Source organism: Mycobacterium pseudokansasii (genome assembly GCF_900566075.1).
Classification (GTDB): Bacteria; Actinomycetota; Actinomycetes; order Mycobacteriales; family Mycobacteriaceae; genus Mycobacterium; species Mycobacterium pseudokansasii.
The window spans coordinates 468,796-493,676 of sequence record NZ_UPHU01000001.1 but is presented as its reverse complement, the minus strand read 5'-3'; the positions used below and the strand labels follow the sequence as shown (position 1 = coordinate 493,676).

General features: G+C 65.6%; 22 protein-coding genes and 2 pseudogenes. 7 read left to right on the top strand and 17 right to left on the bottom strand.

Features of this window, described 5'->3' with window-relative positions; translation table 11 throughout:
* Window positions 1–521: 521 nt before the first annotated feature.
* The 7 genes and pseudogenes from EET10_RS02235 to EET10_RS30415 form a co-directional block, all read right to left on the bottom strand.
* Entirely contained in the window at window positions 522–1,079 is a 558-nt protein-coding gene (locus EET10_RS02235; protein WP_122501863.1) for a hypothetical protein, read from the bottom strand.
* A 6-nt stretch (window positions 1,080–1,085) separates the two neighbouring features.
* Window positions 1,086–2,255, bottom strand: coding sequence for an AAA family ATPase (locus tag EET10_RS31885; RefSeq protein WP_342774186.1), 1,170 nt, complete (start codon window positions 2,253–2,255; stop codon window positions 1,086–1,088).
* Window positions 2,253–2,753: pseudogene (locus EET10_RS31525) on the bottom strand (bifunctional DNA primase/polymerase); the annotation flags it as partial. The gene EET10_RS31885 and the pseudogene EET10_RS31525, both read right to left, overlap by 3 nt.
* Window positions 2,754–2,930: 177 nt before the next feature.
* Window positions 2,931–3,170 (bottom strand): hypothetical protein, encoded by a 240-nt coding sequence (locus tag EET10_RS02225; protein ID WP_122502726.1) that lies wholly within the window; start codon window positions 3,168–3,170, stop codon window positions 2,931–2,933.
* A gap of 160 nt (window positions 3,171–3,330) precedes the next feature.
* On the bottom strand, window positions 3,331–3,525 hold the full coding sequence (locus tag EET10_RS02220; RefSeq protein ID WP_122501861.1) for a hypothetical protein: 195 nt from the start codon (window positions 3,523–3,525) through the stop codon (window positions 3,331–3,333).
* A 162-nt stretch (window positions 3,526–3,687) separates the two neighbouring features.
* Window positions 3,688–4,380: a hypothetical protein gene (locus EET10_RS02215; protein ID WP_122501860.1), complete on the bottom strand. Its 693-nt coding sequence runs from the start codon at window positions 4,378–4,380 to the stop codon at window positions 3,688–3,690.
* On the bottom strand, window positions 4,377–4,520 hold the full coding sequence (locus EET10_RS30415; protein WP_246013592.1) for a hypothetical protein: 144 nt from the start codon (window positions 4,518–4,520) through the stop codon (window positions 4,377–4,379). Before EET10_RS30415 ends, EET10_RS02215 begins: the two co-directional genes overlap by 4 nt.
* A gap of 185 nt (window positions 4,521–4,705) precedes the next feature.
* Between EET10_RS30415 and EET10_RS02205 the strand changes: the two genes are divergently transcribed.
* The 3 genes from EET10_RS02205 to EET10_RS02195 all read left to right on the top strand — a co-directional run bounded on the left by EET10_RS02205 (window position 4,706) and on the right by EET10_RS02195 (window position 7,867).
* Window positions 4,706–6,106, top strand: a complete 1,401-nt coding sequence (locus EET10_RS02205) for an IS1380 family transposase (protein ID WP_122502310.1) — start codon at window positions 4,706–4,708, stop codon at window positions 6,104–6,106.
* Between the two features lie 316 nt (window positions 6,107–6,422).
* A complete protein-coding gene (locus EET10_RS02200; protein WP_246013591.1) occupies window positions 6,423–7,634 on the top strand; it encodes a hypothetical protein in 1,212 nt (403 codons plus the stop codon).
* Between the two features lie 5 nt (window positions 7,635–7,639).
* Complete coding sequence (locus EET10_RS02195; protein WP_122501857.1) at window positions 7,640–7,867, top strand: hypothetical protein; 228 nt, start codon at window positions 7,640–7,642, stop codon at window positions 7,865–7,867.
* A 120-nt stretch (window positions 7,868–7,987) separates the two neighbouring features.
* On the opposite strand, the gene EET10_RS02190 is transcribed toward EET10_RS02195, so the two are convergent.
* Both EET10_RS02190 and EET10_RS02185 read right to left on the bottom strand, forming a co-directional pair.
* On the bottom strand, window positions 7,988–8,908 hold the full coding sequence (locus tag EET10_RS02190; RefSeq protein ID WP_246013590.1) for a hypothetical protein: 921 nt from the start codon (window positions 8,906–8,908) through the stop codon (window positions 7,988–7,990).
* 662 nt (window positions 8,909–9,570) lie between these two features.
* On the bottom strand, window positions 9,571–11,388 hold the full coding sequence (locus EET10_RS02185) for a flavin-containing monooxygenase (protein WP_122501856.1): 1,818 nt from the start codon (window positions 11,386–11,388) through the stop codon (window positions 9,571–9,573).
* A gap of 203 nt (window positions 11,389–11,591) precedes the next feature.
* Between EET10_RS02185 and EET10_RS32120 the strand changes: the two genes are divergently transcribed.
* The 3 genes from EET10_RS32120 (at window position 11,592) to EET10_RS02170 (ending at window position 14,775) form a co-directional block, all read left to right on the top strand.
* Window positions 11,592–12,071 (top strand): nucleotidyl cyclase domain-containing protein, encoded by a 480-nt coding sequence (locus EET10_RS32120; protein ID WP_425461681.1) that lies wholly within the window; start codon window positions 11,592–11,594, stop codon window positions 12,069–12,071.
* 1,647 nt (window positions 12,072–13,718) lie between these two features.
* Window positions 13,719–14,078 (top strand): hypothetical protein, encoded by a 360-nt coding sequence (locus EET10_RS02175; protein ID WP_051490237.1) that lies wholly within the window; start codon window positions 13,719–13,721, stop codon window positions 14,076–14,078.
* A gap of 358 nt (window positions 14,079–14,436) precedes the next feature.
* The gene (locus EET10_RS02170) at window positions 14,437–14,775 is read left to right on the top strand and encodes a lipoprotein LpqH (protein ID WP_167480115.1); all 339 of its coding nucleotides are present in this window, start codon (window positions 14,437–14,439) and stop codon (window positions 14,773–14,775) included.
* Between the two features lie 142 nt (window positions 14,776–14,917).
* On the opposite strand, the pseudogene EET10_RS02165 reads toward EET10_RS02170, so the two are convergent.
* The 6 genes and pseudogenes from EET10_RS02165 to EET10_RS02140 all read right to left on the bottom strand — a co-directional run.
* A pseudogene (locus EET10_RS02165) lies at window positions 14,918–15,232 on the bottom strand (alpha/beta hydrolase); the annotation flags it as partial.
* Window positions 15,233–15,894: 662 nt separating this feature from the next.
* A complete protein-coding gene (locus EET10_RS31520) occupies window positions 15,895–17,787 on the bottom strand; it encodes a serine/threonine-protein kinase (protein ID WP_036398998.1) in 1,893 nt (630 codons plus the stop codon).
* A gap of 36 nt (window positions 17,788–17,823) precedes the next feature.
* Window positions 17,824–19,320, bottom strand: a complete 1,497-nt coding sequence (locus EET10_RS02155) for a bifunctional phosphatase PAP2/diacylglycerol kinase family protein (RefSeq protein ID WP_036398999.1) — start codon at window positions 19,318–19,320, stop codon at window positions 17,824–17,826.
* A 21-nt stretch (window positions 19,321–19,341) separates the two neighbouring features.
* Window positions 19,342–19,956: a muconolactone Delta-isomerase family protein gene (locus tag EET10_RS02150; RefSeq protein ID WP_063467805.1), complete on the bottom strand. Its 615-nt coding sequence runs from the start codon at window positions 19,954–19,956 to the stop codon at window positions 19,342–19,344.
* A 60-nt stretch (window positions 19,957–20,016) separates the two neighbouring features.
* A complete protein-coding gene (locus EET10_RS02145) occupies window positions 20,017–20,898 on the bottom strand; it encodes a glycoside hydrolase family 16 protein (RefSeq protein ID WP_063467817.1) in 882 nt (293 codons plus the stop codon).
* 176 nt (window positions 20,899–21,074) lie between these two features.
* Window positions 21,075–22,094, bottom strand: coding sequence for an NADP-dependent oxidoreductase (locus EET10_RS02140; RefSeq protein WP_063467806.1), 1,020 nt, complete (start codon window positions 22,092–22,094; stop codon window positions 21,075–21,077).
* Between the two features lie 56 nt (window positions 22,095–22,150).
* On the opposite strand from EET10_RS02140, the gene EET10_RS02135 reads away from it, so the two are divergent.
* Window positions 22,151–22,885, top strand: coding sequence for a DUF3060 domain-containing protein (locus tag EET10_RS02135; protein ID WP_036399002.1), 735 nt, complete (start codon window positions 22,151–22,153; stop codon window positions 22,883–22,885).
* Window positions 22,886–22,889: 4 nt separating this feature from the next.
* Here EET10_RS02135 and EET10_RS02130 read toward each other — a convergent pair whose 3' ends face one another.
* Window positions 22,890–23,276, bottom strand: coding sequence for a hypothetical protein (locus tag EET10_RS02130; protein ID WP_036399004.1), 387 nt, complete (start codon window positions 23,274–23,276; stop codon window positions 22,890–22,892).
* Window positions 23,277–23,343: 67 nt separating this feature from the next.
* Window positions 23,344–24,747: a DUF7159 family protein gene (locus tag EET10_RS02125; RefSeq protein WP_122502724.1), complete on the bottom strand. Its 1,404-nt coding sequence runs from the start codon at window positions 24,745–24,747 to the stop codon at window positions 23,344–23,346.
* Window positions 24,748–24,881: the final 134 nt, after the last annotated feature.

Here is a 24,881-nt window from a genome sequence, read left to right as displayed (position 1 = left end):
AGGCCGGAAACTCCCGCTAGGGGGCTGAGCCGCCGTGTACCGGGCAGACGTTCGCGCCGCGTGCTGCTGGTCGTCGGCATTGCTCGCCCGTGCGTTGGCTCCGCGCCGTGCACTTCCCGTCGAATCCCATCAGTTTAAGGTCGGCGCGTTCAGAGGTAGGCATCTCGGTTCTCCTGTTTCCGTTTGGTTTTCATCGTTCGCCCGGTCGCCATGTCTCGGGTGGTCTCGGCTCCATGCGCGGGTTCCGCCTCGGCCTTATGGGATGACCCCGCCGGGTGCGCGGTGATGGTCGCCACCAATACGGCGGTTCAATCGGCGTGTAAACGGTGCTCATTCGATCCGCCTAGCCCGCCGGTGTTTTCGATCCTCGACCACCTTGGGCAACCCAACCCGTTCCCTATAGGCGCGGCGGGGAGGGTACGGGTTCCCTCCCCCGCCCGCTTCCGACGCCTCACCGGGGCAACCCGTACCGTTGAGGGGTACGGGTTCGATCCTGCTGTCTACCAGCTGTTTTCCCGCGTTCACGGTTCAACCCGTTCCGAACCCATACCGTTTTCGGTATCGGTTGCGGCAACCCGTTCCGAGCCCGGTACGGGTTCGCCAAGCCGGTATCGGTTCCGGCGCACCCGTTCGGCGTTCTCCCCCGGTCCGACGAGTGCGCGTTTCACGGAGCGTTTGCCCTCCGGGCGCTCGCGTTCTTGGACGACGAGGGCACCGTTGGCCTTCAGAACTTGCAACGTCTCGTAGGCCTTGTCCTTATTGCCGCCGACCTTCGCCAACACGCCGGTCTCAGTCAGGGCGAACGGCTCATCGTCTATGACTTGGAGGATGCGCTGGATCGTCTTATCAACCTGTCCCGCAGCCGACTTCCCCGCCATCGGGCGGGTATCCCAATCGACGCCACGCCACATGGTTGTGTCGGGGTCTGCGCTATCCCGCTCCAACGTCCAATCGACCTCAAGGTGCTTTCCGCTGCCTCGGCGGGTACCAGACTCGACTTCTAGCCAGAACTTGCCGTCTTCGAGATTTGGTGTCTCCCGGTGCTTCTGCAAGATCCAGGAGTCGGCCCACTGCGACATGCCTGCCTAGGCGATGTTGTCGAGGTCCAACCGCGTGCCGGTGGTCTTCTTGAAGTGGTCGCCGACGATCAACGCCGCCTCGCCACCGATCAACTCCCGTAAGTTCGCCAACATCGGCCCGCGTGCGTAGACGTTCTGCACCTCAACATCGCCCGGGTGATAGGCGTGTAGCGGATCCAGCACCACCAAGGCGGGCTGCAACTCATCCAAGTGCCGCTTTATCGCGTCAGTGAACTCGCCGTCGTCCAACATCCCCACGCCAAACTCGGCACCGAACTCCAAGTCCGGCAAGATATCGGTGATCCCGTACCGTTCGGCGATAACCTGGTGTCGGTTAGCGAAGGTGGTGCGCCCGCCCTCGCCAGGCAGGTACAGCGCCGGCCCCGGCGACACGACGTGATACTTGTCGAACAACGGCCTCCCCGATGCGACCGCAAGAGCAAGTGCTTGCAGATTCCATGTCTTCAAGGACTTCTTGTCGCCCGCAAGGACGCCTGCGGATCGCTCGGGCCAGATGCCCCTCACCAGCCACCGCATCGGCTCCACCGGCTCGGCAAGCTCGCGTGCCGTCACCAAGCAATACCGGCCCGCCCTGCCGGGGTCGTTTGCCAGCCGGTCCGTCCATGCGTCGCAGTCGAACTTGGTCTTGTCAACGGCGCACGTGTCCTCAGGCACGTAGTCGCCCCATATCGGCTGGATCTTGTCGAGCGCCCCGGCGATGCTGCGGCCCATCTCCGCGCCTAGCGTCTCCAGGTCGCGCTTCCCCACCGCAGCGGGCCAGCCAGCCCGCGTCACCTGGTCAAGAGCGGCCTTCACTCCTGCATGACCTTCGGAGGCCAACTTGAGCAACCGCCAGTGCGCGTCCCGAAGTACGTCGTGGGTGCTTGAACTGGCCTCAATCTTCGCCACCCACTCGTCCACGGCGCTCTCCATCTCCGAGCACATCCCATCGCCGTAGCCCGGTCGGGCCTCCAGCCACTCCCACAGCTGGCCGTCCGACAGGCCGCTTATCGGGTCATCGCTCTCGCCCATCCCGCCGCGCGTCAGGTGGGTGAACCAGGCCTTCGGCAGGACCGCGACCTGCTCCAGGGTCGGCATTCCGTCCTCGAACCGCTCCAGCGATTCGGCCCCCGCGTCCGCGAGCTTGGACGGCGCGCCCCAACCCCACTCGTACAGGGCATCCTCTGCATCGGGATTGGTGCTCGGGTGAACCACCATGTACCGGTGGCGCTTCTGGATCACCTCAATGGAGTCCTCGGCCTTCCCCGCGAACCGGTAACCCTTCGGCACCAGGAACACCGCGATGCAGCTTCCGGTGGAGAGCCTGGCCCCGCTCAGCGCGGTCGCGGGTAGTTGGCCTAGTTCGGCCTCCAAGTCACGCAGCTGCTCCGCGCCGCGCTTCTCAGAGTCGCCCTTGGAGTAGTTGTCGACGTCGATGCCGACCAGTTCCCACCCGTCGACATTGTTGCCCGCATAGATCGGCGGTAGGTCGTCGCGATCGGCCAGAGACTCGCGTGGGACGTCAGACAGTCGCAGCGCGATGTTCCCACTCCGGTGGTCACGGATCCACGTCGCAACCTGTTCGTCATCGGGGTGTGGTCTACCACCCCCTGTGAATCCAGTTGGAGGCGAGGACTTCTGCCCGCGCGGGAGAGGAAGTGTGCCCATGAATCCATTGGCGCGATACTTGGAAGCAGCGCGCCCAAATACACTCTTGCTGCGACGCTTCGGATTTCGGCGGCATCGGTTTCAGGTAGACTCGGCATTGTTCTCCTTCAGGGAATACGGCACCCCGGCCCCGTCCGTCAGCGCCCGCCAGGCATAAAGACTTTGGGTCGGGGTCTTCTGCATTTACAGTTGGCGTGCAGGAACTTTCGATGCGCTGTACGCACCAGCCTGCTTACGGGATCGCAGCCACGCGAGGCCGTCCCGCCGTGAGAAGAAGTTGCCATTGCCGAGTCGCGTCGGCTCAATCTCGCGGTTGATCACCGCCATCTTGATCGCGCGCCGAGTAACGGGGATGCCCTCGTCGTAGTGCAGCCACTCCCACAACTCAGTTTCAGTCATGGTCGGCTTATCATCGTCGTCCACGGACGCCTCCAAACTCCAGTTCCTACATGGGGTTTGCGTCCACGGCAATCCCTGTCTACAGACGCGCCAGGGGCCGACTCTTACTCTACCCGAACCCGCACCGGGTTCGCCCGAACATGTTTCGTCTGTATCCGGGCGAACGCGGCAGCGAGGTAGTCGATTAACCGATAGTTATCGACATCGAGGTTGTCGTCATCGGCCAAGCATCCATGACTGCGCGCATAGTGTGCTGGAATGCAGCCAGCGCCGACTCGACGTCATTGACGAAGTCACAATGGAACGTGACTCCCTTCGACCCCGCGCTGTGCAGGTGCCACTCGTCCGGCGTTGGGTAGTCGTCATCAATCGATGCCATTTTTCCTCCTTGGCGGTTCGGACGCAGGACCATCCTGCGGACCTACCTCCACTATGGGCACGATCGAAACTGTCTGCACGAGAATCTTTTTCGTGTTTGATTCGGGCCAGTCTGGCCCGCGACAGAATTACGTATTGACTGTCTAATTTGCGCTTAGCTCGCCTATACGTATTCTCGCATCGACGGGAGCGCAGCGGTCAGCTCGGCCTCGCAGCCCCAGCAGCACCGGAACAGGAGGATGAGCGCGCCCCGGTCCACCGGCAGCAGCCGCGTGCGGCCGCCACAGTCCTCCGCGACGTTGACGTTGCACTCCAGGCCGCAGCCGCCCGCACAGCCGTAACGCTCACAGTGGAACCAGTCGAGCGTGTCGAGCTTGTTGGTGATGTGACCCGCCGCGTAGCTGACAGGTGTGGGCAGACGCGTTGGCGAGTCGTGCCAGCGGTCGCGCACGATGTCGACATGGTTGGTGCCGACCGTCCATATCTTCAGCGCGCTTTGTTCGTAGATGGCATTGGGATCGTAGTAGGCGTCACCGTCCCACGTGTCGTAGCAGAGCACCGGCGTCTCACCCTCGGCCCTGGCGCGCGCATCGCAGGCCGCTTGGCGGTGGAACTCGTCAGCCGCCACATCGGCTCGCGTTCGCATCGCGGGCACACCTGTCAAGATCACGTCCGCGAGGGTCAGATTGTTCCAGGCGCGCTTGATGATCTGCTCGGCCCGCATCGACGCCTGCACCTGCGTATTGGCGCGGGGGTTCATTGCCGGGCGGCCCACCGGGGCCTGCGCAGCCGCGCGAGTGAAGAGGTGCGGAGCCATGGGCGTGAAGCCACGCGGTTCGGGCGTCGTGTCGGTCATGCGGTTTCCGCCTCCCCCGCAACCGCCACCACCCAGTCGTACAAGTCCTGCGTGCTGAAGTAGATGGCGCCTTTGATGATTCGGCGGGGTATCTGCTTCTTGTTGGCGGCGGACACGACGTGATTCAAGCTCAGCTGCACGCCAAGCTCGCCGGTGATCCAGGCGTGCGCGGCCTTTATACCTTTGATCGTGGGGAGCTTACTTAGCCTGAATCCGTGGATCGGCTGGTGGTTTGATCGGCGTGTGAACAGCGAAAATGCCTTCTGGCCTGGGATAATACGAGTGCTGAAGTCGTCTTTTTCCAGTGTTCAGGAAGGCATTTTCGGTGCATTCATCGTATACGTTCACTCTCGGGTCGGCGGTGTTTGACGAGCCGAATCTGGTGTCGGCCGCGGGTTTGGTTCCGGTGCTGGAATTGGCTGAGCAGACCGGGCTTTCGGAATTGATCGGTGAGCATGTGGATCTGCCGTCGACACGGGTGGCCTCCGGTGCGGTCAACCCGGTCGGGAAGCTGACCTCGATCATCGCCGGGATGATGTGCGGCGCGGACTGCATCGACGACGTCGACGTGTTGCGTGCCGGCGGCACGCCACGGGTGTTCAACGAGGTGTATGCGCCCTCGACATTGGGGATCTTCTTGCGCGAGTTCACTTTCGGGCATGCCAACCAGCTCGCGGCCGTGGCTCGCGCGCATCTGGTGGCGCTCGCGCAGCGGGTGCCGCTGTTGCCCGGCATCGAAGAGCGCGCCTTTTTGGACATCGACTCGCTGCTGCGTCCGGTCTACGGGCGCCATAAGCAGGGTGCTTCGTTCGGGCACGCCAAGATCGCCAGCCGTGCGCTGCTGCGGTTGGGTCTGTCGCCGCAGATCACCACGATCTCGACCGCGCAGGCCCCACCGGTGATCGCCGAGGCGCGGCTGCGCAGCGGTAAGGCCGGCTCCGGCCGCGCCGCGGCCTGGCAGGTCAAACAAGCCATCACCACCGCCCGCGGGTGCGGGGCCGGCAAGATCATGCTGCGCGGCGACACCGCGTTCGGCAATAAAAAGGTGATCGGCGCCTGCATCGCCGAAGGCGTCGAGTTCTCCCTGTCGATGACCCGAAATCGGGCCATTACCACCGCGGTCGAGGGCATCGACGAGGCCGCCTACACCCCGGTGCACTACCCGGGCGCGGTCGAAGACCCTGACACCGGGGCGCTGATCTCCGATGCCGAGGTCGCCGAAACTCCCTACACCCTACGGCTGGGGCGGGGCAAGAAGATCACGGCCCGACTGGTAGTGCGCCGGGTCAAAGACGCCCGCTACCCGGATGCGTTGTTTCCGGTGTGGCGCTATCACCCATTTCTGACCAACTCCGAGCTGCCCACTGCCGAGGCCGACATCACCCACCGCCGCCACGCCATCATCGAGACCACCTTCGCCGACCTGATCGATGGCCCACTGGCTCGGATCCCTTCAGGGCTGTTCGCCGCGAACTGCGCCTGGTTGGCCTGCGCGGTGATCGCCCATAACCTGCTGCGCGCCACCGGGACCCTCGCCGGCGGTCACCACATCGTGGCCCGCGGTGCCACCCTGCGCCGCGACCTGGTCAACGTGCCCGCCCGCTTCGCCGCACCGGCCCGCAAACCGATGCTGCACCTACCCGTCCACTGGCCCCGACAAGTCGAGTGGAAAGCCCTGTGGGACAGCGTCATCGGCTACCCGACTGCGCAACCCCGCGCCGCTTGACCAAGCGGCCAGCCCCTGTCCACCCCGCCATCCAGGCCCGACCCGAGGAACCCCTAAAGGAAAAGCTGGTGCAGGCCAGCGGATCACATACACGCCAAAGTGTCCACGCCCCAGCGCCACTCGCCCGAACCCGCCGATGACCACCCGAAATCATCGATCCACGGATTCAGGCTTAGCTCCACATTTGGTACGGGTGGTTTGGTCGGCGCTGTTGCACCGAACCATGTTTCGTTCGCCATCACGGCGACTCCTTCTGTTGGGGAACGTAATTCCGAATCTAGTCCAGTTCCGCACGGGCCCGCTCGGACTTCTTCCCGTGTTCCACCCGACCCTGCGCGCGGCGCTCATACGCTCAGCGCAGCAACGTGTTTCAGGCGTAGCGTCGAGTCAAGCAATACTTACGGGAGTAGATATGACAATCAATAGACACGGAACCGCTACCCGCGGAGACACTTTGGTGAATCGCCTCGCGGATGGCGTCGAGCTCGATGATATCTGGGTCGAGATCACCGACGCGCTGAGGGCGTACAACGAACAGAAGTCGGCCTTGGCGGGCCTGTTGTCGTTCAAGACCACCAATGTCGCCGAGGCCGTCCCGCAGGGCGCAGATTTGCCCCTGTTCGAGGAAGCCACCGAGTTCGGTACCCCGCGCGGTATCGCAGACCCGACCTACCTGTCCCTCGGGTTCACATTCAAGGACTTCGACGTTGCGAGCCGCATGTCGTGGAAGTACCTGCGCGAGGCCGACTCTGAGCAGGTTGTGAACCGCGTGGCGCGCATCTTGGGCGGCGACAACCAGCTGGTAAATGGTTCGATCTTGCAGCGCCTTCTTGACCCCACGGTTCGCGTGAACGACTGGGGCCACACGGTTTACGGTCTGTACAACGGCGATATGCAGCCACCCGACTACCTTGGGAAGAAGTTCGCCGCCGACCATAAGCACTACCTCACGACCTTGGGCACGGCGCTCGACAGCATCCATGTCGAGGCCGGCATCTCCCACGTCAAGGAGCACGGCTACGGCGCGCAGTCGGGCCGCTTCCTGCTCCTGATGCATCCCGACGATGTCGTCTCGTCCAAGATCACGTCGTGGCGGGCCGGGGTCGAGTACCGGACTGGTGGGCCGCTGCCGAAGTTCGATTTCGTTGTCAGCAGCAACGCGCCAGCGCGGATCACGCACGAGCACGTCGAGGGCGCCACTCCGCCACCGGAGTACGCAGGCCAGCCGGTCGTTGGTTCGTACCGTGGTGCGCTACTGGTTGAGTCGTACTTCATCCCCCAGGGCTACGTCATCATCGCCGCCACGGGTGGGGCCAACTCCAACGACAACCCGGTCGGCTTCCGTGAACATCAGAACGCGGCTTACCACGGGCTCAGGGTGATTCCTGGCGTCGGACCGTACCCGATCCAGGAGCACTTCTACGTCCGCGCTTTCGGCACTGGTGTTCGCCATCGGGGCGCAGCCGTTGCCATCCAGATCACCAACAACGCGAACTACGCCGCGCCCGTGATCGTCGCGCACCGTTAACCGCCATGGGCTTCGACAGAAAGTGGTACGGCCCGTCGTGGGGTTCCCGCTGCGGACTCGACGGCCCCACGGAGTTCTCCTGGGGGCCGGGGCCTGTGCCGCCCGGCGCGGAGTACGCGACCCCAGAGGATGGCGGCGCTTACCGGCCCAAAGCTCCCGACATGGTCGACCCGCCGCGTCGTACACGCCGCAGCGAGGCGCGCGGCAATCCCGGCGACGTCATCGCCCAATGAGCAGGCCGGTAGCGGGTGGCCCAGCAGCGCCCGTTACCGGCCCCTAGTCGGCCCGGTCGCGGGTTGTCTGGCCCGTCGCCCGCGACCGGACTGCGCGATCCGGCGGTAACAGTGCCTCGCCTAGCTCGCCTCTGCCATCGCGGACTCAGCCAACACGGCGAACCCGAAGTAGAGGTGACTGAGATTCGTTATGGCGCTCAGCACCGAATGCTTGTAGTAGCAGGCGTTCTGTTCAGCTTCCAGCAGCGTCGACAGGTTCGCCTCTTCATCTTCCGAGAAGTGGATGGTGTCGCCATAGTTGAAGGTCAAAATCAGCTTCTGCGGGTTGATGTTCGCGTAACTGAAGGGCGGCACGTCGTCCTTACGTTCCGGCGGCACGGGCGGGGCCGCCATCTCACAAACGATGGTCTGGAGCATTCGGTTCATCAACGCACCGCGCGCCCTGGCCCACTGCTCTACAACACTTCTCACCGCTTGCCGCTCAGTGGCGAGCAACGATTTGCTGGCTCTCATCAGTCGACCCTTTACGCGGTCGAATGACGCCGAGTCCTGATTACTGTGCAGCTGGCGGAAAGCGATCGAAGTCCCGGCGAAGGCTTCAGGAGTAGGGAACTTCAACGTGATTTCGGGCTCGCCGCCCTGCTTTTGGCTGAAGTACATCCCGCTCTCGTCGTTCAGCGCGGAGTATCCCGCAAGCTGGCGGCACAAACGTACGTAGCGCTTGAGGACGCGCCTGTCGTCATCCGCCAGCGCCGGTAGAACAGGGAACCCATTCGGGTCCGGCAGATTGAACGCGTAAGTCAGAAGCTCCCAGTGGTGCCGAAAGCCGTGGCTCTCGCCAACCGCGTGCTCAATCAGCGGCGGCTCAAAGTTCAGAGCTACCGGCTGGATCGAGTTCTCATACGGGACCATGTCGAGCGTCCGCGTGCCGGTCAGAGGGTTCACGACGTTCTTGGTGATCTTTGCGAGCTTCTGAATGTCGCCCCACTCAAACGACAGGATCTCGGATGCGTCGTAGTCAGCGGGCGTCATCGGGCTCATATCAAGCATTCTCCCAAGGGCGACTGACACCAGCCCGTCTCAAGCCTTTGTGTCGCCGCCGGTCCCGTATCGGTCCCGTAGACGCAGCCGAACTGCGGACGTACCGACGCCGTACCCGAGGCGTCCACTACCCGTACCGAAATTGCATCTGACCAGTGCAAACGCTGGGGCTCGGCAGCACGTCTACCAGCGCCTATCGCTCACCCGTTCGGGCGTAGAAAATACTTCCCAAGCTGAATACGCGGGTTCGATTCCCGTCATCGGCTCCACTTTGAGCAGCGCGAAGCTGTTCGAAGCGTTCGAAAACCCGGATTGCGTGTCACGACGATGTCACAACTCGCGGACAACAACTCGGTCCAGCTGACCAGGAGAAACGGTTTGCTGACTGTCGGTGGCGGGGCTGGCGTGAAACAACTTCGGACAGCTCGGAATTCACGAAGGCTGCTCGCGTCGACGCGCGCCGCACCGATGGGCTCCCGGCGAGGGGGATGCCCCGCGGTCGACGAACATCACACCCGGGGCGGGGAATTTCGAAGGCGCGTGCGAGGACGCGTTCACGGTGGCGGCCAGCTCGTCGTAGGTCAGCTCGCCCAGGGAGCGGTCCTTGACGGCGTGGATCAGGATGGGGCGTTCACCGCACCACGTCGCTCGCCGCGAGGTGACTAGCTCACGTGGTGCACCTCTTGTAAGCCGTACACCGGCGTGGGAATCCCTTCATGGCGGGCCTTGAGCTGGAGGCCGAGAAAGAGCGAGTAGTGCCGTGACTGGTGCAGGTTGCCGCCGTGGAACCACAGATTCTCCTGCTGGGTCGGCTTCCACATGTTGCGCAGCTCGCCTTCCCACGGCCCCGGGTCTTGGGTGGTGCCCGACCCGAGGCCCCACACCTTGCCGACTTTGTCGGCCACGCTTTGGCCGATGAGGTCGGCCACAACGCTATTCATCGACCTGAAGCCGGTGGCGTAGACGACCAGATCGGCGGGCAGTTCCGTGCCGTCGTCCAGAATCACCGACTGCTCGGTCAGCCGCTGGACTCCGCCGTGGCATAGCTTGATGCTGCCGTCGCAGATCAGGTCGCAGGCGCCAACATCGATGTAGAAGCCGCCGCCGCGCCGCAGATACTTCATGAACTGGCCGGAATCGTCGTCGCCGAAATCCAGCCGGAAGCCGACCCTTTCCAGGCGTTCGTATAAGTCCTTGTCCCGCAACCGCATTGCATCCGATATCGGTTTCTGGAAGTCCGCGATGATTCGATAGGGCAGCGATGCAACCGTCAGGTCAGCCTTCTCGGTGGTGATACCGGCGGCCGCCGCCTGCTCGGAGTAGAGGCCGCCGAGCGCGATTTCCAGCACCGCGTCCGACGCGACGACGAGGGTGGACCCGCGCTGCACCATCGTGACGTCAACACCCTTCTCGTACAGGGCTTTACAGATGTCGTGCGCGGAGGTGCCAGAGCCGATCACCACCGCGCGTTTACCCACATAGGAGTCCGGGCCGGGGTGCTCGCTCGAATGATGCTGATCTCCTCGGAAATGGTTCTGGCCGGGGAGCTCTGGGACGTTGGGCTTGCCGGCCATTCCTGTCGCGAGCACCAGGTGGGTAGGCCGCAGCGTGAGCCGTTCGCCGGCGCGGTCGACCTCGACCGCCCACTGGTTTGCCTGAGCATCAAACGACGCCGACCGGCACGTGGTCGAGGTCCAGTACGGGATCTCCATCACCCGGGTGTAGAACTCCAGCCAGTCCGCGATTTTGTCCTTCGGCGAGAACACCGGCCAGTTCGCCGGGAACGGCAAGTACGGAAAGTGGTCGTACCACACCGGATCATGAAGGCACAGCGTCTTATACCGCTTGCGCCAATGGTCACCCGGGCGGGCGTGCTTGTCGATGACGATGGCCGGGACCCCAAGCTGGCGGAGCCGGGCACCCAACGCGATTCCGCCCTGGCCGCCGCCGACAACCACGACGTAGGGCTGCTGCGAATAGCCAAGCGACGCATCCTGTTCCGCGCGCTTCTCCGCCCACGACCGGCCGTCGGCATCGGGGCCGTGCACGGCGCCACGTATGCGGCGCGGACCCATCGGCTCCTCGTGGCCCTTGAGCTCGTCCAGCGCGGTCAGCAGCGTCCAGGCGAGATCGCCCTTGAGCCGAAGATGACCGACACCCCGGCCGACCGCGGTCTCGAATTCAATGAATGCCGATGTCACACCGCCGCCCTCGTCGGTCGGTGCTTCCCGGGCACGGAATCCCGACGGGTCGGTGTCGGCGAGTCGTGCGCGCAACATGTCGGCGATGCCGTCGCGGCCCTCGACCGTCTTGATGTTCCACGTGAACGCCACCAGATCGCGCCATAGGCTGTCCGGAACGAATTTGGCAACCACGCGGTCGATGTCACGCGCCGCGAGGGCAGACTCGAAGCCGGCCAACCACGCCTCAACGCGGGCCTGCGGTGATTGGGTGATGGCCGCGTCCAACTGTTGAGTCATGCGGGGCACGCTACACGCCGGAGGGATCCGGCCTCGCCTTGTACAAACTGGTCTCCGCGCTGGTAGAAGCTACGCCGGCTACGCCAACCCGTTCGTCCCGTTCACGCCGAACAACCCGCCGATGCCACCGGCGCCAGGGTGCTGGTCGCGAACAGGCCCTCCCCGGCGTTGCCGCCGTTACCACCACTGCCAACAGCACCGCGTTGCCGCCGTTACCGCCGTTACCGCCAAGACCGCCCGCCAGCGCCGCCCACACCGCCATTGCCGAACACCCCGGATTTGCCGCCGGCCCCGCCGGCACCACCGATGGGCAAGTTGGCCAAGTTGCCGGCACCGCCGCCGGCGCCGCCATTCCCGCCGTCACCGAAGAGGAATCCCGCGTTGCCACCGGCTCCACCAACACCGCCGAATCTGCTGGCGTACCCGCCGACGCCGCCGGCGCCGCCGGCACCGCCCAGCAGGCCGCCGTCGCCGCCGGAGTGAAGCGGCATGGCGGTGCACACGGCGCTCGCATCGGCGCATTGGCGGGAGCCGGTGAGGTGCTGGCCAGCCGCCCCGTCCGCGACCTCTCCGCCGGGTCGGGCCTGACCTTCGAAAGCCTTGGGCCACAACATCTCAAGGGCCTACTCGAAGCGATCGACGTCTACCGGGTCACTACACCGACGAACGGCCTGACGAAGTAGCGCTATCACGTTGCCCGCCTTGGGCTCCGGCGGGATCACAGTGGCGGCCATCTCGAGTATCAGATGAGCCCCGGCGACTTCGTTGCTGGCATCCACTCCAGCGGCGTTAGCAACGCCTCGAAGGTCGTCCGTCCCAACGTCTGAAGACAGACCAAGGTCTCACTTATATGACAGCGGACACGCAGTGTGGCCGAGCCTTGGTTCAGGCCGAGCTTCGCCGAAGCGCAGGACCGCTTCTTCAGCAGCGTGTTCGCCACCGAGCTACCACCGGCCAGTCATGAGAACTCGCCGCTAGGGTGCGGGCCGACGCCGGTGCACTTGAACGGCCACCGTGGGACGTGGGCTTGCCGATGGCGATGGCAACACCCTCGGCGTATCGAATTTCCGGTTTTCCCTTGGCTGGGAACCACCAGCGTCCAACGTTACTGCGGTGCTTCGAAGACCATACGACGCGGTAGCTGCAGCGGCCAATCATTTTCCCAGTGCCTCCTTGGTTCTCGTGCACCTGGTGCCATACCGGACCAGCGGTCAAACCGGGCAGCCCAACGATGTGTGGGACATCAGAATCACAACGCAGCATTGGCTTCACCGCGCGATGAATACGGATAGCGATAAACGATCCCCACGGGGGCCGGACACATATCCTTTTCCTAGTGTAGCGGCGCGGTGCGGGTCCAGCCCGTAACGACTGCCCGAAATCCATTGATGTGAGCGAACACACATGCACGCACCAGCATTGAGGCCGCCGCACGGATGGTGTCGAGCGTGCATCTGAAATGGAAACTTCGCAGCCAGCAGGCCACGTCGAACGGAATCGGCACCGTCATCGTAGGCGTCAAAAGTGGCCCACCCCAAACGATCTGCCTCAGGACCGAGGCGAAAATGGGGAGAATATGACTGCCGCGCCGAGCAACCAGCATCGACTCTTATCACGGGCCGGAACCGGCACTGCCCGGCAAGCACCCACAAACAACGCCCCATGGGCTCAGATCGTCACAAGCGGTATCGATGCACCGGGTTGCCACGGTAGCCGCCGTACCAAGTTGTTCGCCACCCGATGCTCACCAGCGAAACGATGCCGTAGCGACGAAGCCCGGAACGGGCTCTGGTGGTGAGGATTTCAGGCACCATCTTCGACGTTTGGGTTGTTGCCGGAGAGCGCCCGCCGCCTGCGGACCCTTCGACTTATGTCGGCGAGTTAGCTTGCAACAGCGTGGTTTATCGCGCTGGATTGGTAACTGGGATGCCAGTCAGCCTGTGCCGGGGCTCAGCGCCGTCCTCGACGCCGATGGTGGATCCGCCCGAGCTGTACCCACCATCGACAGCTCCCCAGACCGATCGCACCCGCTTGACCAGTGCGAACGAATGCTGTTTCACCACAATGCGTTTACCCCACATTTGGCAGGGCAAACCTAGAATGTCATCGCTGTTGGCGCCGGACTGTGCCCGGTGATGCCGTCTACAGACACCAACCAGCCTGTCGGCCCGCGATCTGGACGGCGGCCTCCCTGATTGGCGAACCCGCAGCGCTTCAAGCGGGGTCTTTCGCCATGCCGTCGCGGGCCTTCGAGCACCTAAGCTAAGAGCGCACGGAGCAACGGCGTTCCGCCGAGGAATGATCAGCGCACCAATGGGTATGACCGAGGCATGGTTGTACGACGAATACTGCTTTTCGCGGGTGCGGTGGCGTTGCTGGTAGGTGTCGTGGGACTGCTGGCTCCGGTGTCGGTTTCCCCTGGATTGCACACCGTCGGGTGCGGAAGCGCCTTGGCCCCGGATCTCTCCGCCGCCAGAGCCAGAGACGACAGGACCCCGGCCAATGTGCCGATCGACGGCAAGGTTGTTGCGGACATCAATTACACAAGGCTGTGTCAGCTGGAGATCGAAGATCGACGGATCTGGACGATCAGCCTGGCCGCGCCCGGAGCGCTCGCGGTCATCGTGGCACTGGCGCTGGCAGCGTGGTTCAAGCGCGCGCCACCGCCGATGACAAGATCGACACTTTAAGCCGTCACCTGGCCCGCGACGCGGTGCGCCGATCGATTCATTCGCGCGGCGCCCGGCAGCAGTGAGTCCTCAATCGTTGCCGAATTGATATCTACTCCGGTGTTTTGGCCGGGATTTCCGTGGCTACGCCATCGTGGAAGGAGGTCCCTTAACCAAGGCGGTGGCTCATGCATCGGTGTCCGCGGTTTGACCTGACCGGAAAGTACCCAGCTGCGCCGCCGGATGCCGTGAGCAAGTGAGTGTCGCAGTCAAGTGACCGGTTGGAACCGCGGTGCATAACCGAGTCGTCAGCGCCACGGCGGCAGTATCGGTCATTGCGGCTGTCGTAGCCGGATGCTCGTCGGAATCCCACGCGCGGGTGGAGGCCCGCACCATCAAAGTGCTCATCAACGGTAGCGACACTGGCCGTCACCTGGTCGATTGCACGCAGGTGCGCTGGCTTTGGAGCTTGAAGACACTTAAGGACGATCCCGGCCTCACCGCGCAACTAGAAACCGGGGGAGACGTTGTCGCAAAATTGGTGCAAGTCAACAACCTCGGCGGTTTCACCGGCACCTTCGGGCAAGACATTATCGGTGCGGCACAGGCCAGCTTTCGGAATGGGACTTTCAAGATCGTCGGCACCGCAATCGGGTGGTATCACGATAAGCCCGGTGAACGATCGAGCGCGAGGTTCGAAATCATCACCGCGTGTTGATGAGGTCGGCGCATCGATCTGTCCGAAAGCTGGAACTTGTCGCCGGATTGCGGAGGCTTGTTGCGACAGATTGGCGGTGTACGGGTCACACCACGGCGAGAAGAAAAGTATTGCCTCATCCACTATTTCGGTTGCTAGCACCGTGCATCGCAAGGTACTTCAGTACGACCCAACAACCCATCGAATGACCGATGAGCACTGGCGGAGAATCCATCTCGGCCACAACAGCGTGCACGTCATCCACGTAATCGGCTATGGAACAAGACTTGAGAGGCTTGGACGAGCTGCTGGCACCGTGGCCGCGAAAGCTCAGCGCGACGGCGCGGTAACCCTTGTCAGCGAAGAAGTCCAAAAAGTGCTCGTCCCAGACCGACGCTGTGCTGCAAGCGCCGTGAACAAACAGCAGCGGAACAGGATGCGATTCGGCCGCAGACCCCTTGTCAATGACTTCGAGCATAGGTGTCTCTCCGGCCGGTTGCGCATTGCTTCAGCAATCTTCGCAGCCACTTGCGGCTGATCCGCGCCGGCGCCCGTCACGGCGAGTACTGCGCTGGCGACCAGGGCTGGGTCGTCCATCATCGGCACGTGGTTGACGTCGGGGCAAAAGGATGAATGTCGCCCGGGGCAGGCGCTTACGGGCAACCTGACCGTATGGCGTGCCCGAAAAAGGCGAATCTTTCTCCGACCCGCTCAGCGGAGTCTGGTTCCGGCAGTCACATCGTTCACAGTGATCTCTGGCCCGGCGCGCTGCACAATCTGCCCACCTCAGTGCGATAAGTAAAGGCGCGCAATGAATTTGTCGCTCAAAGACGGGCAAGACGAGACATCCCAAACCCGTGGAGACTGATGTGGCTAATGGGAAAGTCGCCGTTGCATCCGACGACTCGGGGCATCAGATCAGCGTCGTCCTACGTAGCCTGCGGCCGCGCGATCTGTGACTCGACGCGGCCGCAGGCCGCAGGCCGCGTGGGCGTCGAGCAGATCGTCGCGACCACCCCCGCGGAACCGGCCGCCGACCGACGCATACTCCGAAAACCCAGAGCCCGAGGTGCTGTAACGCCACGCGCAGTTGCGTGAGCCGACCCAAGGCGTGACACCACCAACAGCCGATCGCGAAGCCTAATCGCCGGTGCGCTCGAACCTCTCGTCGAACTCGACGCTGAGGGTGCACGACTTGATCTGTTCATGGTGACCGTGCGCTGTGAGCAGCATGATCGGATCCTGCGGCGGTTGCGGCAGGGCGAACTCCGCGGTGTCTTTGACCGGCGTCGTGTCGCCGCCGGCGCATGTCGCTTCCCGCTCGGTCGACAGGATCCAGCTCCTGCTGCTGAACACCAGCGGTTTGGAGCCGTCCGGTGGCGCGTGGAAAAAGCTCATGCACCGCTCGCCGGTGCGCAGGCAATCGGTACGGACGGCCCAGTCGTATTGCTTGGGTGTCGCGCCGTTGGCCCATTTGACCGTGTCGTGGTAACGGCCGTGCAGCGCCTCGGCCGGCGACACCACCCGCGGCGCCTGGCTCGCCGGATCGGACACGGCGTTGACGTCGACATCTCCGGTCCGGGTGAAGGTCACCGCCTTCTTGATCGCACACCCGTTGGCGCTGGTCTTGCTGAATTCGCCGGAAAGTGTGCCGTCCGGCCGCGGTCGCAGTATCAAGGCCACCCAGAATTCGGCGTTGACGTCCTGGCACGTGGCCGTGGTGAGACCCACCGACACCCAGTGTCCGCCGACGTCGTCGAACACCATCGTCGGCAACGAGGTGATCTCGCCGCCCAGGCGTGCCGCCGTGGCCACGCAGCCGGTGGGGCGGCACACCGAGCGCACCCCCCAGGTGGTCGTCGAGGCCGTCGCACCCGGGATGGCGAGGCCATCCAGGCCGGGGCCGGTGGCCGCGTCGTAGTCGCCCCGATAGGTCCCGGTGAACGGACCGGCGCTGGCCGCCGCCGCGCTCGGCGGCGCGCTTGCGGGACTGCGACTCTGGTTACCGGATAGCTTGACGGCCGCGAGAACGCCGGCCGCGCCGAGCACCACGACGGCAGCCAGCGCGGCAACGAGGACCCGGCTGCGTCGTGCCGGGCGCTTGCCAACGGGTTCGGGACTCGGTGGCGCAAACGCCGCACGCGTCGGCGCCAGCTGGGTGTCCTGGCCGCTCGGCCCGGAGCCAGCGAGCGTCGGCGCGCAACCGGACCCCAGATGTTCGGTGAACTCGCGGCAGTGGGCGAACCGCTCGGCCGGCTTCTTGGCCATCGCCCTGGCAAACACCGGATCCAGGGCTGCCAGTTCGGGGCGACGCTCGCCGATCGGCGGCGGCGGGGCCATCACATGTTTGGTGATGACGGTCGCGGCGCTGGGCGACTCGTAGGGCTGGGTTCCGCTGAGCATGTGGAAAGCGGTGCAGGCCAACGCATATTGATCGGCGCGCCCGTCGATCGGCTCGCCCATCAGTTGCTCGGGCGCAGCATAGGCGACGGTGCCGATGGCAAAGTTCGTGGCGGTCAGACCCGCGGTGTCGTCGACCGGCCGGGCAATGCCGAAGTCGGCCAGGAACACCCGTTGGGTGTCCGACCCGGGATCGGCGATCAGGATGTTGGCCGGTTTGACGTCGCGATGCAGCAGACCGCGCTGGTGTGCGTAATCCAGTGCCGATCCCACCGCGGTGATGATCGGCACCGCCAGCTCCGGCGGCATGCCGCGGGGATAGCGGTCGCGCAGCAGTTTGGCCGCGTCAGTGCCGGCGACGAAGTCCATGGAAATCCAGAACTGGCCGCCGGATTCGCCGCGGTCGTGGATGCCGAGGATGTTGGGATGCCAAAGGCTGGCAGCGATCTCGGCCTCGCGGACGAACCTTGCCCGGTACTGCGCGTCGGCGGTGAGCTCAGCCGGGAGCACCTTGAGCGCGTCGCGGCGCGGCAACCGCGGATGCTGGGCCAGGTACACCGTGCCCATCGCGCCCGCGCCCAACACCCGCAGGATGGTGTATCCCGCGAACACCTCGCCCACCGCGAGCGGCATTGGCACATGTTAGGTCGGCGTTTTCGGTCACACAGGTCAATTCGACGGAAGCGGGCGAAATACCGGCAGCACCCGATACTTGGCGCTGAAGCTGGCCCTGTCGTATTCCTCGCCGACTTCGCCGTCGTGCGCGACGACGGTGGGTCCGTCAACGGCGGTGAAACTGAACTCCGGCACTTGCAGTTCGTGGTAGAGCGGGCTGCGTTGCAGACGGCCCAGCGCCAGCGCGCCCAGAATCCGCAGGGTCGCCAGCCTCCGGCCGGTTTCCAGAATGCGGACGTCGATCAGGCCGTCATCCATGCGGGTACGCCGTGCCGGGGCGAATCCGGTGGGCAGATATATCGAGTTGCCCAGGAAGAACAACGACGTGTGCACGGTCTTGTTGTCGTAGCGGATCCGGACGGGCTGGTCGCGGCGCAGCGTGTGCAACGTGGCATAGATGCTGGCCAGCGGCTTGCCGACGCGCCTTTCCAGCTTTTCGCGGTACCGCACGAAGGTGGGGTACGCGCCGATGCTGGCGTTGTTGACCACCATCCGGCTTTCGTTCAGGCACACCAGGTCGACGCAGGCCACGCTGCCCGCCCGGATCGCCTCGACGGTCTTGGTCACGGTGTCGCAGCCGATGTCCTTGGCAAAATGGTTGAACGTCCCGGCCGGAAACACCGCCAGCGGGAGCCCGGCATCGTAGGCGACCGCCGCGGCGGCCGACACCGTGCCGTCTCCCCCGCCGACCGCCAGCACCTCGGCGCGCCCGGCCGCGTCACGCAGGACCTGTTCCGGGTCGTCGTCGGGACCCAGCTCGACGATCTCGGTCCGAGGCAGCTCGGCACGGATCTCGTCGAGCACCCGGGCTCCGTTACCGCCGCCCGATGCCGGGTTGATCACCAGGACGACTCCGGCGCCGTCTGGTCGTGGCGGGGTCCGCACCCGAAGCGGTTCGGTAGTCGGCAACGTCGTCTCGACGACCGGTGGCACCAGCCGCCCGCCCAGCACGGCGACGCCGGCGCCGATGCCGAAACCGGCAAGGACATCGCCCGGGTAATGTGCTCCGGTCGCCACCCGGGACAAACCCACCAGGCCGGCCAGCAATGCCAGGGCGAACCCCAGCAGTGGATTCTCCAGCCCGACCCCCACGGCGAACGCGGCCGCACTAGCCGAATGCCCGGACGGCAGTGAATTGGATGTGGGGCGCCTATGCACTCGTCGGACCAGCGGCACCGAGTCATCGAGGGGACGCGGGCGCCGGCGGATTCGCTTGGCGACCTGGTTGGTCACCAAGCTGGTGACTCCCAGCGTCACGACGCCGCGTACGGCGCCGCGCTGCGCCGCAGGCCTTTTCGTGGCGATCAGGCCCGCGGCGATGGCGAACCACAACTTGGAGTGATCGGCCGCGCGGGTCAGCGGCGGCATCACCGAGTCGAGCAGCGGTGTCTGCGCCTCGGCGATCACCCCGAACAGTTCCCGATCGAGGCTGCCCAGACCCCGGGTGATCGCTGTGATACTTCGCGCGCGTTGCCGGGGCCACCTGTTCACTCACCCCACCCTAACTCCGGGTCACCGCGCCCGAATCGGGTCGTTGGGATGTGAGCTCAGCGGCGTGGTCTCGATGGTCATCCATCCCGACAGCGGCAGCGATTCCAGGATGGCCATCAGCTCGCCGGGATCACGGGCCCGCCACAGACCCACCATGCGCGGGCCTTCCGGCCCGTCGGGCAGCGTCCAGAGCCGCACCAGGTGTCCGGCCTCGGCCAGGTCACGGGCGCGGCGGGCCTGGCGCGCCGCGGCGTCGTCGACGACCTGCGCCGCCGTGCCCGGTGGCACCGTGACGGTCATGGCGATCAAGAACTCCGGCCCCTTACCGGGCCGCGGAGTTATCCCCGCGCCCGGCGGGTCGTCGGGATGGCAGCCGAGCGCGCAGACCTCGTCGGTGCGCCAGATCCGCAGCGGCATCGACGCGAGCAGTTGCTCCAGCCGCTCGTCGTCGGCGGCGGCGAAAAGGCCGAGCGTGCGCCGTTCGCCCGGCCGCAGCGGCGGGCGCCACAGCCGAAGTAGGTTTCCCCGGGTCGCGAGCTCGCGGGCATGCGCGGCCTCACGAGCGCGGACGTCGTTGACCTGATCCAGGGACGTGCCGTCGGGAACGCGGGTGGTCATCGTGACCAGAAATTCCATGCTGTCTCCCGGGCACGCCATGCTGAGGGCTTTGTGAAGGTAACCCCGGAGCGCGGCGCTCTAGAAGACGCGAACCCAGTCGACGAGCATCTCCTGCGGATAGCTGCCGGCCGCCGGATCACCGCCACCGGAGCCGCCGACGGCAAGGTTGAGAACCGGGAACATCGTGTAGTCGGGATCGTTGAACGGCCACTCGCGGATGGGCTCGTCCAAATTCTCGATGCCGGTAGCGGGGACAGAGAAGTACGGCTGCATGCCGTCGGCGTAGTCCAGCCAGAAGTACATGCCGCTCGGATTCCAGCTGACTCGCCAGTTGTGCCAGCCATCGTCAACGCCGATCGGGCACGTCTCGAAGGCTGTCCCGTCCGGGTTCGCGTGCACCGTGGTTCCCGAGGGCCAGGTGCCGTTGCCGTACCACTCGATCAGGTCGACCTCGCCGCTGCGGCCGGGATCGTCGTTGGACAGCCACCAGGCCGGCCACATACCGGGCGCCAGGCAGTTGAACTTGATCCGGGCTTCCCACGTGGTCCCGATGCCGCCCCGCCACAGACCGTGGACCAGGCCGCCGAAGTAGCTGTTGCCGTCCCGGGTGGCGCGCAACACCAGGTTGGAGTTGCCGTCCAGGAACACGTTCTGGCGGCTGTCGCGGTACTGTCCCCAAAATTGGGGCTGGTCGAACCCGACGGGATTCCTGATCGGCGTCCGGTGATTCGACACCGCCCACTTCGACGGATTGGGGGCCGAGCCGGCCGGGCCGTCGAACTCGTCGTGAAAGAGGAAGCCACCGGTTGCCCCCGCGGCCGGGGCCAACGGCGTCGGACTCGCCGGAGCAGCCGGAGGGGACGGGGCGGCCAAGGCCGTAGGGGCCGGGATCGCGGCCGCCAGCGCGCCGAATCCGGCCATCATCATCAGTCGGCGACGGTCAATCTCGGGCATAAGCATGGGACGATAGCAGCTCACTTTGCGCCGTGCCGACTCTGGGGCGACCCCTCTTCGCTTTGCGTCCAGGCCGGCGCGGTAACCGAGCGGGGCCGCCGCCCGGTTGTGCAGCGCGATCGCCGCCCGCTGAAATGGCAAGCAGCGCACTATCTCTCGCGCGGCTTCAGTCGCGTCGCGGTTCAGGCGCCGGACGGTTCGCTGATCTTGACCAGCGTCTTGCCGATGTTGGCCCCGGTGAACAGCCCGTTGAGGGCGTCGACGCACGACTCGATGCCGTCGAAAATGGTCTGCCGGTGTTTGAGCCGCCCCTCGGCCTCCCACTGGCGCAGGAGGGCGAAAGCCTCGTCGAAGCGGCCCCACTGCTCGAGAGTATTGAACCCCTGCATGAGCGCGCTCTTGGACAGCAGGTTGACGTAGTTGGCCGGACCCGGGTGCTCGCCGGTCAGGTAACTGGAGATGACACCGCACAGCACCACCCGCGCGTGGTGGGCGAGCCGGCCCAGCACCGCGTCGAGGATGGGGCCACCGACGTTGTCGAAGTAGACGTCCACGCGCTGGGGGCAGTGCGCTTTGAGGGCGGCGGCCAGGTCCTCGTTCTTGTAGTCGATACACGCGTCGAATCCGAAGTCTTCGACCACCGCCCGGCACTTCTGCGGCCCGCCGGCGATGCCCACCACCCGGGCTCCGGCGATCTTGGCGATCTGCCCGGCCACCGATCCGGTGGCGCCCGCCGCCGCCGACACCACCACCGTCTCGCCCGGCTTGGGCCGGCCGATGTCGGTCATCCCGAAGTAGGCGGTGGCCCCTGTCGGCCCGTACACCGACATGATCGCCAGCTGGTCACTCTCCCCCGGGATCGGTGTGCTGAACACGTCGTCGCGAATGATCACATACTCCTGGAAACCGGTCAGCGTGGTGACGACGTCGCCGACAGTGTAAGCGTCGCAACGTGTTTCGACGACTTCGCCGATTCCGGCCGCCCGGATGACCTCGCCCAGCTGCACCGGCGGAAGATAGCCGGGCTGATCGTCCAGCCAGGTTCGCGCGGCCGCGTCGATACCTACATACGTGGTGCGCAGCAGCGCCTCGCCCGGCGCGGGCCGGGGCGCCGGTGACGTGACGAGTTCGGTGTCGTCGGACTGCACCAGCCCGGTGGGACGGCGACGTAACACGATCTGGCGGTTGGGCAGATCCGGCACGATGTCGAGCTTATTCGGGCCTATTCGGCACGGTCCCGTTATGGGAGCATCTGTGCATGAATCCAGAGGACGACCCGGAAGCCCGGATCCGCCAGCTCGAGCAACCGCTGGCCGACGCGGCGCGCGCATCCGAGCTGGGGAGTCCGCAGCCGCCCGGCGGCTCCGCATACCAGGGCTATCCGCCGCCCGGCCCGGTGCCGCCGCCACCGCCGATGCCGCCTCCCTACGGCTCGACGTATGGGTCCTATGACTCGTATGGCTATCAGTCGCCCTTCCCGGGGGCCACACCGCGATCGTCGTCGGGCAACCGCCTGTTCTGGATCTTGGCCGCGGTATTCGTGGTCGGGATCCTGGTCGTGGTCGGTGGCATCGTCGCCTACGCGGGAAGCCACATTTCGCGCACGTTGTCCACCCTGACCCCCACCTTCCCGACGATCAGCGGCCCACCCGGGACCGTCCCGCCGCCCTCGGGCAGCAGGACCCGGAACCCGACGGCCGGTCCGTCGACGTCACCGGCGTCGCCGCCGGGCGGAAATCTCAGTGTCAGCGGCCTCAACGAAAACAAGACACTGGCCTGCAACGACAGCGTCGTCGAAATCAGCGGAATGTCCAACACGGTCGTCATCACCGGCCATTGCGCAAGCCTGACCGTCTCGGGAATCGAGAACACCGTCACCGTCGACGCCGCCGACACCATCGAGGCCTCCGGCATCAACAACAAGGTCACGTATCACTCGGGCGCACCGAAGGTCAGCAAGTCCGGCAGCGGCAACGTCGTCCAGCAGGACTGAGGAGTTACGTCGGTTCGTCGGCGGGATCGTCGAGGACGCTGACCGCGATGCCGTAGGGCAAGAAGCGCACTTTGCGCTTGGGGTCGGTGTTGTCCTTGTTGGCCCGCAGGGCGTCCAGTTCGGTCGCATACACCTGTTCGACGCGGGCACCGCCGTCGGCATCCACCGTGTAAATAGCCCACACCCCGTCGCCGGCCTCGCCCGCGGTTTCCGGAGCCGGACGCCTGCGCCGCCCCAGATCTTCGAAAATCATCGACCACCCCGACCGGTCGCCTGGGCCGGTGAGGAACCTGTTGATCCGCTCGAACGCGTCGCGCAGACCCTCACTGCCTTCCCTGATCACCCGATCGAAGTCGTCGGGGTCGAATCCGAATGGACCGTTGCTGCCCACGCGACCTCCTCGAAATTCATCCAGTTACTGCCCAGTGTGCTGGCAGTGGACCCGATCCGCTACCCGCCTACGGCCCCGGCTCGGGTGGGGGCGGCGGTGGCGCAGGCGGGTAGATCGGAATCGGGATGGTGACGAACGGGACGTGCAGGTACATCGTCGCGATCGGGCTCGGCGGGGGAGCCTCCGGCGCCGGCGCCGGCGGGGGCGCGGCCGGCGGCGTGGTCGCCGGCGCTGCCGGTGGCGGGGCCTGCTCCGCGGGAGCCGGCACCGGTGCCTGGCGGGTCGGCGCGCGACGAGGCGCCGCCGGCGGTGCCGCATTGACCGCCGTTCGGGGCGGCTGGGCAACCACCGGAGGCGGCGCCGGCGAGGCCGGTGGCGGCGCCGCCTCCGGAGGCGGCGCGGCCGGCGGAGGCGGCGCGGCCGGCGCAGAACTCGGAGCAGGCAACTGCACTTGCGGCACGGTCTCCGGTCCCGCCTGAACCGAGGGCACGGCGCCGGCGCCCTCGGGCGGGCCGGGCTGCGGAGCAGCCATCGGCCGCACATCCGACGAGATCACCAGCAGCCCGGTCGCGAGGGCCGCCGCTGCGGCCAGGGCACTACCGGCCAGCTTCACCGGCCGGCGCCGCGGAGCGATCTCGTCGTCGTCCTCGTCGAGGGCGCTGTAGGCCAGGGCGCCTTGCCCGGGGTCGGCATGAGCACTGACGTCCAGGTAGGTCGGGGTCAGAGCGCGCGGGTTCACTTCACCGGTGCCCGGGTCCAGCGCGTAGGCCAGCGCGGCCGTCGACGACACGAAGAGCGGCGCATTCGCCGACGCCAGCGCCGCGCCGCGGGCCAGCGCCATGTCGGGCTCCTCGGGGACGCTCACCACCAGCGATGTCGCGGCCTCCAGCGCGGGTTTGACGGGGACAATGTCGACCCCGCAACCGATCAGGAACACCCCGTCCGCCCGCGAACCCGCCGCGTCGAGACCGGAGACCATCGGCGCCAGTTCGGTCGCCACGGCGATGTGGGCGCCAAGAGACTGCCGATGCAGGTCGACGATCGAGCCGTCGGTGACGTCGACGACTGCCAGCGTCGCACTGCCGGCCTCCACGAACAGCATCGCGATGTGCTGGTAGTCGAGCGCGGCGCCGACGGTCTGTGCCAGGGCGGCCGCAGCGAGCAGCGGCGAGACCAACATGACGCTTCCGATGTCGCGGGCGGCAAGCTCGTCACGCAGCGCACCGGCGCCGCCGGGGTCGATCCACGTCACCCCGGTCGATGTCAACCAGTAGCCGCCCTCGGCCGCGCCCTGCCGGGTGCCGACAATGGCCGCAATCGCCTCGGCCGCTGCCGCCGAATTCGCCGAGTCCTGCGACGCGACGACCTCGAAGCTCTCTTCCTCGACGGTGGCACCGTCGGCGTTTTCGCCTTCGATCAGCACCAAGCGGACCGCCGAGGGCTCCATTGATACCCCAAGTACGATGTCCATCTGGCCCTCCCAGGCCATGTGATAACTAGCCATGGGGGTCTAAGGCGGACGAGCGTACCGCGCCGGCCGCCGTCGACAATCCTCACGTCGCATTGCTGGTGCGACTAGTTGCATCCAAATAGCTGGCGCTTATA

What these genes read in the sequence shown, in the direction of transcription:
- EET10_RS02125 (WP_122502724.1), bottom strand. Translation starts at nt 24,747, where the DNA reads ATGGACATCGTACTTGGGGTATCAATGGAGCCCTCGGCGGTCCGCTTG.
- EET10_RS02185 (WP_122501856.1), bottom strand. Translation starts at nt 11,388, where the DNA reads ATGACTCAACAGTTGGACGCGGCCATCACCCAATCACCGCAGGCCCGC.
- EET10_RS02220 (WP_122501861.1), bottom strand. Translation starts at nt 3,525, where the DNA reads ATGGCATCGATTGATGACGACTACCCAACGCCGGACGAGTGGCACCTG.
- EET10_RS02145 (WP_063467817.1), bottom strand. Translation starts at nt 20,898, where the DNA reads ATGCTTATGCCCGAGATTGACCGTCGCCGACTGATGATGATGGCCGGA.
- EET10_RS02190 (WP_246013590.1), bottom strand. Translation starts at nt 8,908, where the DNA reads ATGAGCCCGATGACGCCCGCTGACTACGACGCATCCGAGATCCTGTCG.
- EET10_RS02175 (WP_051490237.1), top strand. Translation starts at nt 13,719, where the DNA reads ATGGTTGTACGACGAATACTGCTTTTCGCGGGTGCGGTGGCGTTGCTG.
- EET10_RS02135 (WP_036399002.1), top strand. Translation starts at nt 22,151, where the DNA reads ATGAATCCAGAGGACGACCCGGAAGCCCGGATCCGCCAGCTCGAGCAA.
- EET10_RS31520 (WP_036398998.1), bottom strand. Translation starts at nt 17,787, where the DNA reads ATGCCGCTCGCGGTGGGCGAGGTGTTCGCGGGATACACCATCCTGCGG.
- EET10_RS02235 (WP_122501863.1), bottom strand. Translation starts at nt 1,079, where the DNA reads ATGTCGCAGTGGGCCGACTCCTGGATCTTGCAGAAGCACCGGGAGACA.
- EET10_RS02150 (WP_063467805.1), bottom strand. Translation starts at nt 19,956, where the DNA reads ATGGAATTTCTGGTCACGATGACCACCCGCGTTCCCGACGGCACGTCC.
- EET10_RS02215 (WP_122501860.1), bottom strand. Translation starts at nt 4,380, where the DNA reads ATGACCGACACGACGCCCGAACCGCGTGGCTTCACGCCCATGGCTCCG.
- EET10_RS02195 (WP_122501857.1), top strand. Translation starts at nt 7,640, where the DNA reads ATGGGCTTCGACAGAAAGTGGTACGGCCCGTCGTGGGGTTCCCGCTGC.